The organism is Streptomyces sp. NPDC058295 (genome assembly GCF_042880655.1).
Taxonomy (GTDB): Bacteria; Actinomycetota; Actinomycetes; order Streptomycetales; family Streptomycetaceae; genus Streptomyces; species Streptomyces coriariae.
Genome location: NZ_JBHVYO010000034.1, coordinates 26,478 through 43,477, shown reverse-complemented (window position 1 = coordinate 43,477; position 17,000 = coordinate 26,478). Strand labels below are relative to the sequence as shown.

The 17,000-nt window shown below is 72.6% G+C and carries 14 protein-coding genes and 1 pseudogene; 9 read left to right on the top strand and 6 right to left on the bottom strand.

Annotation, left to right across the window (positions count from 1 at the left end):
• Position 1: 1 nt before the first annotated feature.
• Positions 2 to 1,804 carry a bifunctional metallophosphatase/5'-nucleotidase gene (locus ACFVYS_RS30445; RefSeq protein WP_389507206.1) on the bottom strand — a complete coding sequence of 601 codons (1,803 nt, stop codon included), beginning with the start codon at positions 1,802 to 1,804 and terminating at the stop codon, positions 2 to 4.
• 249 nt (positions 1,805 to 2,053) lie between these two features.
• Here ACFVYS_RS30445 and mshD point away from each other — a divergent pair, with 249 nt between their 5' ends.
• Positions 2,054 to 2,980: a mycothiol synthase gene (gene mshD / locus ACFVYS_RS30440; protein ID WP_389507205.1), complete on the top strand. Its 927-nt coding sequence runs from the start codon at positions 2,054 to 2,056 to the stop codon at positions 2,978 to 2,980.
• A gap of 59 nt (positions 2,981 to 3,039) precedes the next feature.
• Here mshD and ACFVYS_RS30435 read toward each other — a convergent pair whose 3' ends face one another.
• From ACFVYS_RS30435 to ACFVYS_RS30415, 5 genes are all read right to left on the bottom strand, one after another.
• Positions 3,040 to 3,753: an ABC transporter gene (locus ACFVYS_RS30435; RefSeq protein ID WP_389507203.1), complete on the bottom strand. Its 714-nt coding sequence runs from the start codon at positions 3,751 to 3,753 to the stop codon at positions 3,040 to 3,042.
• On the bottom strand, positions 3,741 to 5,294 hold the full coding sequence (locus tag ACFVYS_RS30430; protein ID WP_389507202.1) for an ABC transporter permease: 1,554 nt from the start codon (positions 5,292 to 5,294) through the stop codon (positions 3,741 to 3,743). The genes ACFVYS_RS30435 and ACFVYS_RS30430 overlap by 13 nt, the downstream gene beginning before the upstream one ends.
• Entirely contained in the window at positions 5,291 to 6,169 is an 879-nt protein-coding gene (locus tag ACFVYS_RS30425; protein ID WP_389507200.1) for an ABC transporter ATP-binding protein, read from the bottom strand. Before ACFVYS_RS30425 ends, ACFVYS_RS30430 begins: the two co-directional genes overlap by 4 nt.
• Positions 6,170 to 6,236: 67 nt before the next feature.
• A complete protein-coding gene (locus ACFVYS_RS30420; RefSeq protein WP_389507198.1) occupies positions 6,237 to 7,079 on the bottom strand; it encodes a zf-HC2 domain-containing protein in 843 nt (280 codons plus the stop codon).
• Positions 7,080 to 7,146: 67 nt separating this feature from the next.
• Positions 7,147 to 7,698 carry an RNA polymerase sigma factor gene (locus tag ACFVYS_RS30415; protein WP_389507196.1) on the bottom strand — a complete coding sequence of 184 codons (552 nt, stop codon included), beginning with the start codon at positions 7,696 to 7,698 and terminating at the stop codon, positions 7,147 to 7,149.
• 121 nt (positions 7,699 to 7,819) lie between these two features.
• Between ACFVYS_RS30415 and ACFVYS_RS30410 the strand changes: the two are divergent.
• From ACFVYS_RS30410 to pstS, 8 genes and pseudogenes are all read left to right on the top strand, one after another.
• Positions 7,820 to 8,188, top strand: a pseudogene (locus ACFVYS_RS30410) (GntR family transcriptional regulator); the annotation flags it as partial.
• A gap of 140 nt (positions 8,189 to 8,328) precedes the next feature.
• Positions 8,329 to 9,270: an ABC transporter ATP-binding protein gene (locus tag ACFVYS_RS30405; RefSeq protein WP_389507194.1), complete on the top strand. Its 942-nt coding sequence runs from the start codon at positions 8,329 to 8,331 to the stop codon at positions 9,268 to 9,270.
• On the top strand, positions 9,267 to 10,295 hold the full coding sequence (locus tag ACFVYS_RS30400) for an ABC transporter permease (RefSeq protein ID WP_389507192.1): 1,029 nt from the start codon (positions 9,267 to 9,269) through the stop codon (positions 10,293 to 10,295). The genes ACFVYS_RS30405 and ACFVYS_RS30400 overlap by 4 nt, the downstream gene beginning before the upstream one ends.
• Entirely contained in the window at positions 10,292 to 11,320 is a 1,029-nt protein-coding gene (locus ACFVYS_RS30395) for a hypothetical protein (RefSeq protein WP_389507190.1), read from the top strand. Before ACFVYS_RS30400 ends, ACFVYS_RS30395 begins: the two co-directional genes overlap by 4 nt.
• Positions 11,321 to 11,611: 291 nt before the next feature.
• Positions 11,612 to 13,969 carry an RNA degradosome polyphosphate kinase gene (locus ACFVYS_RS30390; protein WP_389507189.1) on the top strand — a complete coding sequence of 786 codons (2,358 nt, stop codon included), beginning with the start codon at positions 11,612 to 11,614 and terminating at the stop codon, positions 13,967 to 13,969.
• A complete protein-coding gene (locus tag ACFVYS_RS30385) occupies positions 13,950 to 15,062 on the top strand; it encodes a CHAD domain-containing protein (RefSeq protein WP_389507187.1) in 1,113 nt (370 codons plus the stop codon). The genes ACFVYS_RS30390 and ACFVYS_RS30385 overlap by 20 nt, the downstream gene beginning before the upstream one ends.
• 22 nt (positions 15,063 to 15,084) lie before the next feature.
• A complete protein-coding gene (locus ACFVYS_RS30380) occupies positions 15,085 to 15,516 on the top strand; it encodes an NUDIX hydrolase (RefSeq protein ID WP_389507186.1) in 432 nt (143 codons plus the stop codon).
• Between the two features lie 256 nt (positions 15,517 to 15,772).
• A complete protein-coding gene (gene pstS, locus ACFVYS_RS30375; RefSeq protein ID WP_389507184.1) occupies positions 15,773 to 16,900 on the top strand; it encodes a phosphate ABC transporter substrate-binding protein PstS in 1,128 nt (375 codons plus the stop codon).
• Positions 16,901 to 17,000: the final 100 nt, after the last annotated feature.

The window sequence follows — 17,000 nt, the reverse complement described above, 5'->3', positions numbered from 1 at the left end:
GTTACTGCACGATCGCGATCCGGTTCGCCGTCGGCGGGGCGATCGGGCCCGTGGCCGAGGAGTTGGCGAGCAGGTACTGCTCCAGGGCGGTCAGGTCGTCGACGCCGACGAGGTCGTTCGTACCCTGGCCCAGCGTCGTGAAGCCGTCGCCGCCGCCCGCGAGGAAGCTGTTGGTGGAGACGCGGTAGGTGGCGGCCGGGTCGATCGCCGCGCCGTTCAGCTTGATGGAGTCCGTGACGACACGGTCGGCGCCGCTCTTCGTCAGGTCCAGCGTGTACGTCAGGTTGGCGGACGGCTGAAGGATCTTCGGCGCGCTCGCGTTCGTCCCGCTCACCTGCTCCTTGAGGACCTGGATCAGCTGGGCGCCGGTGAAGTCCTGGAGGTTCACGGTGTTGGAGAACGGCTGGACGGTGAAGCCCTCGGCGTAGGTCACCACGCCGTCGCCCTCACTGCCCTTGGCCGCGTAGGTGAGGCCCGCGCGGACGCCGCCCGGGTTCATCAGCGCGAGGTCCGTCTCCGGGTCGAGCTCCTTGCCGTACCGGAGCTGGGCGTCCGCGATCAGGTCGCCCATCGGGGACTCGGTGCCCGTGCTGGGCACGTCTGCGGAGATGTAGCCGATCGCCCGGTTGCCGACGGGCGCCGCCAGGGTGTTCCACTTGGTGATCAGCTCGGTCATGTCGGGCGCCTTGGCGACGGTCCGGGTGACCACGTGGTTCGCCGACTTGACCGCCGTACGCGCGATGTCACCGGTGAACCGGTCGTACGTCAGCGTGGTGTCCGTGTACAGGCGGCCGAAGGACGCGGCCGAGGTGACCGTGCGCGGCTTGCCCGACGGGTCCGGGACGGTGCACGCGTACGCGGCGTGCGTGTGGCCCGTCACCAGCGCGTCCACCGCGGGCGTGACGTTCTTCGCGATGTCGACGATCGGGCCGGAGATGCCGGCGCCCGCGCCCGGGGCGTCACAGTTGTAGTTGTAGGAGCCCGAGGCCGGCAGGCCGCCCTCGTGGATCAGCGCCACGATCGACTTCACGCCCTGCTTCTGCAGCACCTTGGCGTACTTGTTGATCGTCTCGACCTCGTCCTTGAACTTCAGGCCCTTGACGCCCTCGGCGGACACCACACCGGGGGTGTCCTCCAGCGTCACGCCGATGAAGCCGATCTTGACGTCCTTCTTCTTCCAGACGAAGTACGGCTTGAGGATCGGCTTGCCGGACTTCTCGTTCAGGACGTTGGCCGCCAGGTACGGGAAGTCGGCCCCCTTGAACCTCTTGTCCGTGTAGCAGCCGGCCGTCGGGTGGCAGCCGCCGTTCTGGAGCCGGGCCAGCTCCTTGGCGCCCTCGTCGAACTCGTGGTTGCCGACCGAGGTGACATCCAGGTCGAGCTTGTTCAGCGCCTCGATGGTGGGCTCGTCGTGGAACAGACCCGAGATCAGCGGGGAGGCACCGACCATGTCGCCGCCGGCCGCGGTGACCGAGTACGTGTTGCCCTTGCGGGCCTCGCGCAGATGCGTGGCGAGGTACTCCACACCGCCCGCGTCGATCGTCTTCGTCGTGCCGTCCGCCTGGAGTTCCGTGACCCGGCCGGAGGAGCCGGACGGGGGCTCGAGGTTGCCGTGCAGGTCGTTGAAGGACAGCAGCTGCACGTCCTGGTAACGGCTCGGCAGCGGCTTGGAGTGCTTGGTGTCATGGGCGTCCGCCGGGAGCGCGGCGGCCATGGCACCGGCGGTGGCGAGACCCGCGGCGGCCGCGAGAAGACGGTACGTACGACGTCTGCCGTTCGGATGCGGCTGGGAAGTGGCTGGCATGCGCCCCCCTGAGGTGTCTGCCTGTGGTGTCTGCGTCCCCCGGGCCCGACCGGCCCTGAGAGACGTATGAGGAAGTGGCCCCGTCCGGCGCAGCCTAGGGTCAACGCGCGTAGCGCGACAGGGGGTTCTTGGTTACATCCTGGTTTCCCTTTGTCCTGCGCTTACCCTCTGCTTTGCCTTTCCGGACCGCAGCCTTCCGCCTCTCCCCTTGCCGCCACTTTGTGCGTCCCGACCCTTACCCTCGTACGCATGACCAGCGACGACATCGCACGGATCCCCGGCTCCCGATCCATCGAGACCCACTCCGAGCTCTCCCCCGAACAGACCGAGGCCGTCCTCGAACTGCTCGCGGAGGCCGCCCGGACGGACGGCCAGCAGGCGGTGTCCGAACAGGGCCGCCTCCAGCTGCGCGGAGGCGCCCGCGAAGATGTCTCCCACCTGGTCCTCACCCTCGGCGACGAACTCGTCGGCTACGCCCAGCTGGAGGACACCGATCCGGTCGAGGCACCCGCCGCCGAACTGGTCGTCCACCCCTCGCACCGCGGCCACGGACACGGCCGCGCACTCGGCTCCGCCCTGCTCGCCGCCTCCGGCAAGCGGCTTCGGGTGTGGGCCCACGGCGGTCACTCCGCGGCCCGGCACCTCGCCCAGGTCCTGGGTCTCTCCCTGTTCCGCGAACTGCGCCAGATGCGGCGGCCGTTGACGGACCTCGAACTGCCCGACCCGGTGCTGCCCGAGGGCGTGACCGTCCGTGCCTTCGTCCCCGGGAAGGACGACTCCGCCTGGCTCGCCGTCAACGCCGCCTCCTTCGCGCACCATCCCGAGCAGGGCTCCCTCACCCAGCGCGACCTCGACGCCCGCAGGTCCGAGCCCTGGTTCGACCCCGCCGGCTTCTTCCTCGCCTTCCACGGCGAGCGGCTGGTCGGCTTCCACTGGACGAAGGTGCACGCCGAGGAGCAGCTCGGTGAGGTGTACGTCCTCGGGGTCGCCCCCGGCGCGCAGGGGGGCGGCCTCGGCAAGTCCCTCACCACGATCGGCTTGCGGCATCTCGCGGCGCAGGGCCTGCCGACGGCGATGCTGTACGTCGACGCCGACAACAAGGCCGCGGTGTCGGTGTACGAGCGGCTGGGGTTCCTCACCCATGAGACGGACCTGATGTACCGGACGGAGACCTGAGCGGGCCGAGGAGATCCAGGAGCTCACCCGAGAGCCTGGACCGCGACCGCGCCTGAACCTCATCCGGAGTGGCCGCCGCCGGACGGACCGAGCCGGCCCGGCCCGTGTCTGCGGGGTCGTCCCCGCAGCGGTTCCGGTGTCCACAGCACGCTCAGCGTGACCGTCGCCCCCAGCACCACCGCCCATCTCACCTGCGTCGCCGCCCAGTAGGGGTCCTGGGACGTGCCCAGCAGGCCCCACCGGTTCGGGACCAGTACCGCCACCGCGGCCGCCGTCCCCAGCCAGATCGCCGCGCTCCTGCCCACTTCCGCCGTCTGTGTGAAGCGGACGGCGATCGTCGCGAGGGCGAGGGCGGCGCAGGCCGTCCCCGCGGCCTCGAGCGTGGCCGGGCCGAGCGCGGGGCGGGTCGGGGCAGGGGTCAGGAGCAGAACCGCCACCCACCACAGGGCCGCCAGGGGGGCGACGACGGCCAGTCGCAGCACGGTTCGCCGCGGACGGCCCACCGGTGTCGTCGCCGTGGTGTTGCGGGCCGGGTCGTCCAGCAGGAAGGCCAGGCCCAGTGCGCCGGTGAGGGCGGTGAGGCGCAGGACCAGCCGCCCCAGTTCGGCGTCCGGAGCGTGGTCCGGCAGCCGGGTGCTGCCGGCGAGCAGCAGGCCCAGCCCGCCGGCCGTGGTCAGCGCCCGCCGGGGCAGGCCGCGCCACACCGGCGGCACCAGGGGCCGCAGCAGGTCCGCCGGAAGCCCTCTCGTCGCTGTTCGCGCTACTCCCCGCACTGGTCCGCCTCCTTCGGCACCTCGACGCCCAGCAGCTTCGCGGCCTGGGCGGTCGTCGTCCGCGCGGACGTCAGCTCCGTCCAGTGGGCCTTGACCCGGGCCGTCATCTCGGCACGCGGCCGGTCCAGCAGTTCCCCGATCACCGTCGTCTGCGGGCCCGACAGGCTCAGTCCGCTCGTCGGGGACAGGACCACGCCCGAGCCGGCGGTGCTGTCGTCCAGCCGCACGTTCTGGAAGGTGGCCGTCGGGGTGGGGTCCTGGCCCAGGACCAGCCACATGATGGTCACGGCGCGGGCGCCGCACATCGGCTCAGTCGTCACGTCCTCCGAGCCGCCCACCAGGACCGTGGCGACTCCGACCGCGAACTCGGGGACGCGGTTGCCGCCCCAGCGCGTACCGACCGTCACCTCACCGGGAGTGGTGGAGGGGTCCAGGGCGCCGTCCGTCTCCACTCCGCCGTCCGTGTAGATGCGCTGACGGATCGTCAGCGAGGACTCCGCCGCAGTGCCGCCGGCCCCGGACCTGACGCGGTCGACGACCTCGGCCCAGTCCTCCCGCACACCGCTCCATTCGGGGAACGAGCAGTACGCGGAGCCGTCGTACGTCGTGCACGACTGGACCTTCTCCGGGGAGTCGGACGCCGTCCTGCGCGCCGCGTCCAGAGCCGACGCGTCACCGGGGAGCTGGCCGATCACACCGGCCGCGGTGGCCGCGAGGGCGAGCGCGGTCGCCGCCTTGACGGCCCGGGTGCGGCCGCCGGCGACCAGCAGGGCCACACAGGTCAGCACGGCGCACAGCCCCGTCACGTACAGGGCGTGCCAGCCGGCCGGGCGGCCCAGCAGGTCGGAGGGGACCGGGTCGCCGCCGTTGGACGAGAAGAACTGGATCGGGTCGAGCCACGCCACCCACTCCTGGCGGACGTCGATGAGTCCGGAGACCAGGATGCCGAGCACGTACACGGCGATGACGAACAGTATGGGCACGAAGGAGGAGGGCAGCAGACGGGCCAGCAGCACGCCCGTGATGCCTGCCAGCAGGACGCTGAGGGGGCCGACGGCCAGCTCCCCGAAGGAGCCGTGGCCGATCGCGCCGGGCTTGAGCGCCTCCCGGGTGTACTCGGCCGCGACGGCGAGCGCGGTGAGTCCCGCGTAGGGGATCACGGAGAGCACATGGGCGAGGGTGCGCCGCCAGGGCTCCATGGCCAGAACCCCGAACTGCTGCACCGTGCCGTGCTTCCGCGAGCGCAGCGCTGCCGCGTTGGCGCAGATGAACAGGGCGAGGGCGAACAGCAGCGGCGTCGCCTGGGTGCGGCGGTCGACCGTGTTGAGGACGGGGAAGTCGTCCATGCCGTCGTTGCTCATCAGCCGCAGGGCGATGATGACGACGTACAGGGCGAAGAAGAACAGCACCGGGATCTGCTGGAGCAGTTCGCGGGTCTCGAAGCGGGTGAGGGCGAGGACGGCCTTGGTGCGGTGGCCCTCGCGCGGCGGCTCGGTGAGCGTGGCGGCGGGTTCCGTGATCGTCGGGGTCGTGGTGCTCACGCCGTCACCTCCGCGCTCTCGCCGTCGAGGGTGAGCAGGTAGCCGTCCTCCAGGGTGGGTTCGAGGAGTTCGGCGCCGGTCGGCGGATCGCCGATGTTGCGGAAGCTTCCGGTGCCGGTGCGCCAGCCCGCCAGGGCGTTCGGATCGCGTTCCGTGCTGCTCCAGACCCGGCCGGCCGCGCGGGCGGTCAGGTCGGCCGGGGTGCCCTCGAAGTGGACGCGGCCCCGGGCCAGCACCACGACTCGGTGGCAGAGCATCGCCACGTCCTCCGTCTGGTGGGTGGACAGCAGTACCGTGCGGCCCTCGCCGGCCTGGGCGATCAACTCGCGGAAGCGCATGCGCTGTTCGGGGTCGAGACCGACCGTCGGCTCGTCCAGCACCAGGAAGCCGGGCTCGCCGACGAGCGCGGCGGCCAGGGCGACGCGCTGCCGCATGCCACCGGACAGCCGCTTGATGCGTGTCCCGCGCACCTCCGAGAGGTCGACGGCCTCCAGCACCCGCCGCACCTCGCGGTGCCGGGCACCGCGGTCGGTCAGCTCCTTCAGGATGGCCACGTAGTCGACGAACTCGAAGGCCGTGAACTCCGGGTGGAAACCGGGGGTCTGGGGCAGGTAGCCGATCGTGCGGCGCAGGGCGAGCCGGCCGGACGCGGTGCCGGGGTCGTGCCCGAGGGCCGTGAACGCGCCCCCGTCGGGGGGCACGGCCGTGGCCAGCACCCGCAACAGGGTGGTCTTGCCGGCGCCGTTGGGGCCGAGCAGCCCGGTGACACCGCGCGTCAGCCGCAGCGAGACCCCGTCGAGGGCACGGGTACCGCCGAAGCGCAGCGAGAGGTCGGTGGCCGTCAGGGTGGCGGGGCCGGTGGAAGCGGTGGTCATGTGAAGCTCCTGGAAGTCCGGTGGGCGGGCGGGGCCGGGGCGGGGGCCGTGGGGGCGGGTGGCCCCGTCACTTGGTGCCGCCGTCCGGGAAGCCGCCCAGCGGGCGGGCGTCGAAGCGGTCACGGGCCTGGTAGAGCAGGAGAGCGGCGAGGGCCGCCACGGCCGCCGCGGCCGACTGGCCGGCCACCGTGAACGGGGCGAGCGTGTCGTGGGCGTGCACCTGGCTCTTCGCCACCACCAGCAGCGTCACCCACGCGCCGCCGACCAGGGCGGGCGCGACGACCGGACCCAGCCTGGCGGTCAGCGCGAGTCCCGTCGCGATGAGGGCGAGCGCGGGCAGCAGCCAGGCCAGGGCCAGCAGCCCGTACCCCGGCAGCGCCAGCGTCGCCAGGCCGTTGAACGCCAGGCCCGCGGTGAGCACCGCGACCGTGCGGATCATCAACAGCCGGAAGCCGTGCAGCGGGGCGACGACGGCCATCTCGTACGTCGGGTCCAGGGACGGGCCGTACGACAGGGCGACCCCGGCGAGCGGGAGCAGCGGGGCGAGCGCGAGGAACAGCGCGGGCCGGTCCGCCACCCGCACCGCCAGCACCGTCATGACCAGCAGGAACAGCACCGACAGAAGCCAGGAGCGGCGCAGTACCGGGGTCGCCGTGAGCAGCCGCGCGGTGTGGTCGGCCACCCCGAGGCGCACCAGCAGCCGCTCGAGCAGGCCCTGCCGCGGTGCGTCCAGCTCGGCGTCCAGCCGCTCCCAGCCGGCGTCCAGCGCGACGGGGTCGGTGGTCTGCGCGAGCCGGGCCCTGCACTGCGCACACCCGGTGAGGTGGGTGTCGGCGGACCACAGCAGCGGCGGCGCCAACTCGCCGTGCGCGTACGCCCGCAGGTCTTCTTCAGCCACATGCCACGTCATGCCACGACCTCCCTCGACTGTCCGTCACCCGCGCGTCCGCGCGGGTCCGTTCCGCACACGTGCCGCCTCATGCCAGCGCCTCCCGCAGTTGCTTGCGGGCACGCAGGGCCCGCGTCTTGACGGTGCCGGGCGGGATGCCGAGCAGAACGGCCGCCTCCCGGGTGGTGAGCCCGTCGATGACGGTCGCCTGGAGGACGGCCCGCAGCTCCGGCGAGAGGCGGGTGAGGGCCCCGGCGAGGTCCCCGTGCTCCACCCCCGCGAGCACGCGTTCCTCCGCCGAGGCCTCGTCGCGGTGGCGCAGCCGGTAGAGCGCCTGGCGCAGCCGGCCGCGCGCCCCGTCCCCGCGCACGACGTCGACGAGCCGCCGCGAGCCGATGCGCCACAGCCAGCCGGCGGCGTCGTCGGAGAAGCCCTCCTGGCGGTGGCGGGCGGTGCCGCGCCACACCGCGAGGAAGGTCTCCTGCACGACGTCGTCGACTGTTCCGGCGTCCGCGCAGCGGCCGCGCAGGCGCGCGGTCAGCCAGGGTGCGTACCGCCGGTACAGCTCCTCGAAGGCGTGACGGTCCCGGTCCGCCGCGATGGCCCGCAGCAGCTCCCCGTCGCTTCTCGTTTCGCTCACATCCCCTCATCGGACGGGCCCCGCCCATCGGTTCACGGTTCGGCGCACGATTTTTTCTTGACTTCGAGCCCCACCTTCCATCACCCTTTCACTACTCAATTAGTGAAAGGGTGGTTGTCCAGTGGTCGAATACCGCATCGACCGGCACAGCGGCGTGGCCACCTACGTCCAGATCGTCCAGCAGACGAAGCAGGCCCTGCGCCTGGGCGTGCTTCAGCCCGGCGACAAGCTGCCCACCGCCCGCGAGGTCGTCGAGGCGACCGCCATCAACCCGAACACCGTGCTGAAGGCGTACCGCGAGCTGGAGCGCGACGGGCTGGTGGAGGCCCGGCGCGGAGTGGGCACCTTCGTCCGGCGCGGGCTGAACACCACCCCCGTCGATTCGCCCCTGCGCACGGAACTGGACGCCTGGGCCGTACGGGCCCGGGAGGCCGCACTGGACCGCGACGACGTGGCCGCACTCTTCACCGCCGTACTCGACGAGCACTTCGCCGTGCCGGACCCGAACGACCCGACCGACGGGCACAGCCGAACCGACCGGCCCGACGGACCGAACCGGCACAGCCGAACCGACATGCACGACCGGCACGACCGGCACGACCGGCACGACCTGAATTCTGGAGACCCTTCATGACCGACACCGCCATGGCGGCAACCGCGCTCGGCAAGCGCTTCGGCCGGCGCGGGGGCTGGGCGCTGCGCGACTGCACGTTCCGCCTCCCCGCCGGGCGCGTCTGTGCCGTCGTCGGACCCAACGGCGCGGGCAAGTCCACGCTCCTCGCCCTCGCCGCCGGCCTGCTGGCCCCCACCGAGGGCAGCGTCACCGTCCTCGGCACGGACCCCGCGTCCGCCCGCGCGCGTGTCGGTTACGTCGCCCAGGACAAGCCGCTGTACCCCCAGCTCTCCGTCGCCGAGACCCTGCGCGTGGGCGCCGATCTCAACCCGGGTCGCTGGGACGCCGAGACCGCCGAGCGGATCGTCTCCGCGGGCGATCTCGACCCCGGGAAGAAGATCCGCTCCCTCTCCGGCGGCCAGCGCACCCGGGTCGCGCTCGCCCTGGCCCTCGGCAAGCGGCCCGAGCTGCTCCTCCTGGACGAGCCGATGGCCGACCTCGACCCACTGGCCCGGCACGAGCTGATGGGCACCCTGATGGCGCGGGCGGCGCAGTACGGCACGACGATCGTGATGTCGTCGCACGTGGTCGCCGAGCTGGAGGACTCCTGCGACCACCTGCTGCTGGTCGGCGGCGGCCGAGTACGCCTCGCCGGTGAGATCGACGGCCTGCTCGCCGCCCACACGCGCGTGAGCACCGCCACGGGCTCCACCCGGCCCACCCCTGCGGACGGCGCCCCGGACAGCGGCCCGCACGGCCTGCCGGAACTCGCCCCGCACACGGTCGTCGAGTCCCGGGTCACCGGCCGTCAGCTCACCGCCCTGGTGCGCCCCGCGGGCCCGCTCGCCGACGACTGGCGCACCTCGACGCCCTCCCTGGAGGAGCTCGTCCTCGCCTATCTGCGCAACCCGCAGGCTGCCCCGCTCACCCCGGCCGAGCCCGAGGAGGCCGCCGTATGACCGACCTCGCCCCGTCCCCGACCCTCTCGGTGGCCACCACGACCGCCCCCGGACCGGGCTGGCTGCTCCGTCTGCACCGGCCCGCCCTGTACCTCTGGATCGGTGCCGTCGCCGTCCTCGCCGTCGGCCTTCTGTGGCTGGGGGGTCCGCTGACCGACGCGTCGGCCGCGGCCTGGCGGGAGTACGACAAGGCCTGCAACAACGGCGGTTCCTGCCGCTACGACCAGGATTCGATCGTCCGCTACAAGGACGTGTACGCGTACACGACCGGCGCGCTGACCACGCTCCCCTTCGTCGTCGCCGCCTGGGCGGGCGCCGCGCTGTTCGGCCGCGAACTGGAGCACGGCACCGCGCAGCTCGCCTGGACGCAGAGCCTGTCCCCGACCCGCTGGCTCGCCACCAAGCTGATCGTGCCCACGGCCCTGGTCACCGCGGGCACCGGCCTGCTGGTCGCGCTGCACCGCGTGATGTGGACGGCAGGCGACGGCAGCATCGACACCGCCGACTCCTGGTACGCCAACCTCACCCTGCACACCAACGGCCCCACCACCGTCGCCTTCGCCCTGACCGGCCTGGCCGGCGGCGCCCTCGCTGGCGTGCTGCTGCGCCGTACGCTGCCCGCGCTCGTCTTCGCCCTCGTCTGCGTCGGCGCCACGCGGTTTCTGGCCGACCTGGTCATGCCGCACCTGTGGCCGGCCGTCACCAGCGTCACCGGCCTCGCCGACGGCTACCGGGTCTCGGGGCTCGGCGTCGACTCGGGCCTGGTCACCGCCGGCGGCGCGCACATCGCCGATCCCGGCTGCGGGCCGACCGCCGTCCTCGGCGGCTGCGCGAAGGTCTACGCCGAGCTCGACGCCACCGGCTTCTACATGACCTACCACCCGGAGTCCCACTTCTGGCCGCTCCAGCTGACCACGACCGCCCTCGTGCTGGCCGTGGCCGCCGCCCTCGCCGTGGCCGCGTTCGTCCTGCTCAGGCGCTCGACCGCCACCCCCACGCGCGTCGGCGCGAAGGCCGCCGGATGACCGCCGGCGCCGTCGCCGTCGAGGAGGCGCCCGCCGGACCGGCCCGCCGCGGCGGCCCGGACGGCCGTACCGCCTGGGGCACCGTCCGCACCGTGCTGCGCCTGCACCGCACCGCCCTCCTCGTCTGGGCCGCCGTCGTACTGGCCCTGAGCGGCTGGCTGGTGTGGCTCACCGAGATCGCCGCCCAGGAGGAGCTCGCGGAGTGGGAGGCCTGTGAGCGTGCGGGCCAGGACCTGTGCGACATGACGATCGGCTGGGTCGGTTACGGCGAGTCGCTTCGCTGGGTCGGCCTGCTGATCTCGTTCTGCTTCCTCGGCGTGGCCGCCTTCGCGGGCGGCGCGCTGATCGGCCGCGAGCTGGAGAACGGCACCGCGCGCCTCGCCTGGGCCCAGGGCATCACCCCCGCCCGCTGGCTCACCGCCAAGCTCGCCGTCCCCGCGCTCGCCCTGACCGCCGGCGTCACCGTGCTGGTCCTGGTGTACCGCTGGGCATGGGGCGCCAACCGGGTCCTGACGTACAACGGCTGGATGGGCGACGACGCGTACCTCTCACGCGGCCCGGCCGGCCTCGCGTACGTCCTCTGCGCGCTCGCCTTCGGCGTGCTCACCGCGCTCCTGCTGCGCCGCGCACTGCCCGCACTGGCGGTCTCCGTCGCCGCGAGCGGGCTGCTCGCCTTCGTCGTGGCGCGGTACCGCGACTCCTTCTGGCCCGCCGTCACCCGCACCTCCCCGGCGGACGGGGTCGGCCTTCCGGACAACGCCTGGGAGCTGGAGAACGGGGTGCTGATCCACGGACGGCGCACCCCGGACATCGGCTACTGGACCTGCGACGGCACGGCCGCCGAAGCGCGGCGCTGCCTCGACGACCTGGGCATCACCGGCTCCTACACGACCTACCACCCCGAGTCCCACTACTGGCCGATCCAGCTCGTGGAGACCGGTGTCGTCCTGGCCGTCGCCGCCCTCGCCACCGCCGCCGCGTTCCTCCTCCTGCGCCGCCGCACGGCCACCGCCTCCGCGGCCTGATCCGGTCCCTTCCGGCCACCGGTCCCGGGGGTGTGTGGGTCCCTCCACGGAGGGGGAGGAACCCACACACCCCCGGATCACCCCCGGATCACCCCCGGATCACCCCCGGATCACGGCCGGGATCACCCCCAGGCCATCCACAGTCCGTCCCCGGCCCAGCCCGCCGCACCGCACGCCGCCCGGCCCGCACACCGTCGTTCCACGACATCGACCCCCGCGAGCCGCTCCCCGATATCCCGCACGCCATGTCGCCGTAACCATCGGTTCAGACGACCTTGCGACCCTCGGCGAATGAAGCCCGCCGTGCCCGAGCCTTCGCCGCCTCCCGAGGGAAATCAGCCCCACGGAGGCCCCCACGCGATCCCGCCCGCACGTTCCGACGCGCCTGTCACGCTCCTGGCGCGGAAGAATGGGTCCATGAGCCAGTCAGACGCCCAGGCCGAGGTCCAGCACGCGCAGCCCTCCGTGGGCTCCATAGCCGCGCACCGCCCGCACACCGTCTCCGCCGTGGTCTCCGATCTCGAGCCCGACATCGACGCCGACCTCGACACGTACGAGGAGGCGCCGTACGACGGCCCCCAGCTGCCCCAGGGCCGCTTCCTCGACCGGGAGCGCAGCTGGCTCGCGTTCAACGAACGCGTTCTGGAACTCGCCGAGGACCCGAACACGCCCCTCCTCGAGCGGGCCAACTTCCTCGCCATCTTCGCCAGCAACCTGGACGAGTTCTTCATGGTCCGGGTGGCCGGTCTCAAGCGCCGTATCGCCACCGGGGTCGCCACCCGTTCGGCCTCCGGTCTCCAGCCGCGCGAGGTGCTGGAGATGATCTGGGCCCGCTCGCGCGAGCTCATGGCCCGGCACGCCGCGACCTATCACGAGGACATCGCCCCCGCCCTCGCGGAGGAGGGCATCCACCTGGTCCGCTGGGGCGAGCTGACGGAGAAGGAGCAGGCGCGCCTGTTCACGCTCTTCCGGCACCAGATCTTCCCGGTGCTGACCCCGCTCGCCGTCGACCCCGCGCACCCCTTCCCGTACATCTCGGGTCTCTCGCTCAACCTCGCGGTCGTCGTACGCAACCCGGTCAGCGGCCACAAGCACTTCGCGCGCGTCAAGGTGCCGCCGCTGCTGTCCCGCTTCCTGGAGAGCTCCCCCGGCCGGTACGTCCCCATCGAGGACATCATCGGCGCCCACCTGGAGGAACTCTTCCCGGGCATGGAGGTCCTGGAGCACCACGCCTTCCGGCTCACCCGCAACGAGGACCTCGAGGTCGAGGAGGACGACGCCGAGAACCTCCTCCAGGCCCTGGAGAAGGAGCTCATGCGGCGCCGCTTCGGGCCGCCGGTGCGCCTGGAGGTCGAGGAGTCCATCGACCGCGAGGTGCTCGACCTGCTGGTGCGCGAGCTGAAGATCAGCGAGGCCGAGGTCTACCCGCTGCCGGGCCCGCTCGACCTCACCGGCCTCTTCCGCATCAGCGGCCTCGACCGGCCCGAGCTGAAGTACAAGAAGTTCATCGCCGGCACCCACCGCGACCTCGCCGAGGTCGAGTCGGCGTCCCCGCCGGACATCTTCGCGGCCCTGCGCAGCCGGGACGTCCTGCTGCACCACCCGTACGACTCCTTCTCGACGTCCGTGCAGGCGTTCCTGGAGCAGGCGGCGCTGGACCCGGACGTCCTCGCCATCAAGCAGACCCTGTACCGGACCTCGGGCGACTCCCCGATAGTCGACGCGCTGATCGAGGCCGCCGAGTCCGGCAAGCAGGTCCTCGTCCTGGTCGAGATCAAGGCCCGCTTCGACGAGCACGCCAACATCAAGTGGGCGCGCAAGCTGGAGGAGGCCGGCTGCCACGTCGTCTACGGCCTCGTCGGCCTGAAGACGCACTGCAAGCTGTCGCTGGTGGTTCGTCAGGAAGGCGACACGCTACGGCGCTACTGCCACGTCGGCACCGGCAACTACCACCCGAAGACGGCCCGGCTCTACGAGGACCTCGGCCTGCTCACCGCCGACCCGCAGGTCGGCGCGGACCTCTCCGACCTCTTCAACCGGCTCTCCGGCTACTCCCGCCGCGAGACCTACCGCCGTCTCCTCGTCGCCCCCAAGTCCCTGCGGGACGGTCTGATCGCCCGCATCGACAAGGAGATCCAGCACCACCGCGCGGGACGGCCCGCGCACGTCCGCATCAAGGTCAACTCGATCGTCGACGAGGCCCTCATCGACTCCCTCTACCGCGCGTCCCAGGCGGGCGTGCAGGTCGACGTGTGGGTGCGCGGCATCTGCGCGGTGCGTCCGGGCGTGCCGGGCCTGTCGGACAACATCCGGGTCCGCTCCATCCTGGGCCGGTTCCTGGAGCACTCGCGGGTCTTCGGCTTCGGCAACGGCGGGGAGCCCGAGGTGTGGATCGGCAGCGCCGACATGATGCACCGCAACCTCGACCGCCGTATCGAGGCCCTGGTCAGGGTGACCGACCCGGCCCACCGGGCGTCCCTGAACCGGTTCCTGGAAACGGGTATGTCCGACTCCACCGCCTCCTGGCACCTCGGCCCCGACGGTGAGTGGATCCGGCACTCGCACGACGCGGACGGCGCGCCCCTGCGCAACGTCCAGGAGATGCTCATAGACGCCCGGAGGCGCCGGCGTGGCACAGCGACACCATGACCTGACGGACCCCACGGCCGGGCCCGTGTCCACCGGGGACGCCCTCGCGGGCTATCTCCGGGGCCAGGCCACGGAGTTCCTCCGCGCGCTGCGCCTGCACCGGGAGACGGGCGGCGCCGCGTCGAACGGCTCGTCGAGCGCCTCGGCGGGCGGTCCGGCGAGCGCGGAGGTGCGCGTCGACGCGGTGCGCGCCCTGCGCCGCTCGGCCCGTCGGATCAGCGGCAGCCTGCACACCTTCCGTCCACTCCTCGAGCCCGAGTGGTCGGAGGGGATCCGCCCCGAACTGGCTTGGCTGTCCGGCACGTTGGCCCTGGAGCACGCGTACGGGGCCCGTCTGGAGCGGCTGCTGCTGGCGCTCAACCGGCTGTCGGGCGCGGCGCCCGTACCCAGCCAACTGGCCGGCGCGGCGGGCTCCGCGGGCCCGGGTCCGGCCGACCGGGCCGCCCTCCACCCGGCGACCCCGGACCGCGGAAACCTCACCGTGGGCGCCGCGAAGGCGGGCGCCCTCCTGGACCGCCAGCTCACCCTCGCCCGCACCCGGGCCCACTCCACCGCCCTCCAGGCCCTCGGCTCCTCCCGCTTCCACGCCGTCGCGGACAAGGTCGCCGTCCTCGCCAGCGAGGTCCCGCTCACCGCCACCGCCCCCGGCGCCGACCTGCGCCCCCTGGCCGGCGCGGCCGAGGAACGCCTCGCCGACGCGGTCACCGCGCTGCCGCTCGTCACCGCGGGCAGCCCGTACAACGCGGAGGCCCTGATCCACGGCCTCTCCCCGGACCCGGCCCCGCACCCGCAGGACGCGCCCTGGCATCAGGTCCGCCTGCTGCTGCGACTGCACCGCTACGCCTGCGAGGTCGTGCACGGCCGGAGCACCCCTCTGGACGTCCGGCTGCTCGCTGCGGGCGAGGCGCTCGACCGGCACCGCGACGCCTCGGAGGCGTCCTCCGCCGCGGCCCAGGCGGCCCGCACCCCCCGGATCGCGCCGGCGACGGCGTACGCGCTCGGCGTGCTGCACGCGGACCAGCGGCATGAGGTGGAGGCCGCGCGGTACGCGTTCCAGCGGTCGTGGCAGAAACAGACCATCGGAGCACCCTGACCGGACAGGTGGTGAGGACCAGGTGAGCACCGCGGACGACCCCGACGACTTCCCCGTCCAGGCGGCGGGCTGTGTGCTGTGGCGCCGCTCACCGGCGGACGGCGGGCTGGAACTCTGTCTGGTCCACCGCCCCAAGTACGACGACTGGTCGCACCCCAAGGGCAAGCTGAAACGTGACGAGGACCCGCTCGCGGCGGCCCTGCGGGAGGTCCACGAGGAGACGGGCTACCGGGCGGCGCCCGGAACCCGGCTGCCGACCGTGGACTACGAGGCGAACGGCCGCCCCAAGCAGGTCCGCTACTGGGCGGCCGAGGCCGTGTCGGGCGCCTTCGCCCCGAACGACGAGGTGGACCGCCTCCTCTGGCTCCCTCCGCCGGCCGCCCGCGACCGGCTCACCCAGCCGAGGGACCGCACCCTCGTGGACGCGCTGCTCCACGTCCTGCACCTGGCATAACGGGTGGGCGGTGCCGACCGGCCGCCGGAACCGCCTCGTGTCCTCGACGTAAGCGTTCCGTGACCTAACCGCACCGCCGCCAGGGGTTCACCCCCCGTTCACCCGCGCCCGTAGGCGCCTTCACCTGTTCTGCCTAATTTCGGCCTTACGCGGTGCGGTGCGCGACCCGGGTGGTCGTGTCCGTGCCGAGCAGACTTCTGCATACTCCGCACGCCGCCGGATTCAGGACGGCGGCTCCTGGAAGGATCTTCCTCAAGTGAAGCTTCAGCGCATGAACCGGCGGGCTCTCTCCCTCGGTGCTCTCGCCGTCTCCGGCGCCCTGGCCCTCACGGCGTGCGGCTCCGACGACACCGGCTCCAGCAGCGACAACAGCTCCTCCGCCACCGCGGCCGCCGGTTCCATCAAGTGTGACGACGCCAAGGGCCAGCTGCTGGCCGACGGCTCCTCCGCGCAGAAGAACGCGATCGACGCCTGGGTCAAGAACTTCACCCAGGCCTGCTCGGGCGTCCAGGTGAACTACAAGGGCTCCGGCTCGGGCGCCGGTGTCACCGCGTTCACGCAGGGCCAGGTCGCCTTCGCCGGCTCGGACTCCGCGCTCAAGCCCGAGGACGTCACCGCGTCCAAGACCGTCTGCTCCGGCGGCCAGGGCATCGACCTGCCGATGGTGGCCGGTCCGATCGCCGTCGCCTTCAACGTCTCGGGCGTGGACAACCTGACGCTGGACGCCGCGACGATCGCCAAGATCTTCGACGGCAAGATCACCAACTGGAACGACGCCGCGATCGCGAAGCTCAACCCCGACGCGAAGCTGCCCGACCTGAAGATCCAGCCGTACCACCGCTCGGACGAGTCCGGCACCACGGACAACTTCACCAAGTACCTGATCGCCGCCACCCCGGACAACTGGAAGTACGAGGGCGGCAAGGCCTGGCAGGCCAAGGGCGGCCAGGCCGCGGCCGGCTCCTCCGGTGTCGCCCAGGGCGTCAAGCAGACCAACGGCGCCATCGGCTACATGGAGCTGTCGTACGCCAAGGACGGTCTGGGCACCGTCGCCGTCGACACGGGCGCCTCGGCCCCGGTCAAGGCCTCCTCCGACGGCGCCACCAAGGCCGTCGCCGCCGCGCAGGTCGTCGGCACCGGCAGCGACCTGTCGCTGAAGCTGGACTACAACACCAAGGCCGAGGGCGCCTACCCGCTCACCCTGGTCACCTACGAGATCGCCTGCGACAAGGGCAACAAGGCCGCCACCCTGCCGGCCACCAAGGCGTTCCTGCGCTACATCGCCAGCGAGGACGGCCAGGGCATCCTGTCGGGCATCGACTACGCGCCGATCCCCGACGCCATCATCACCAAGGTCCGCACCACCATCGAGGGCCTGAGCTGATCCCAGCGGTGCGGTCCGGCACCGGGGGAAACCCGGTCCGGACCGCACCCGTCCGGTGCACCGCCGCCAGGGGCCGCCCGTAACCCGGCCCCACCCGAGC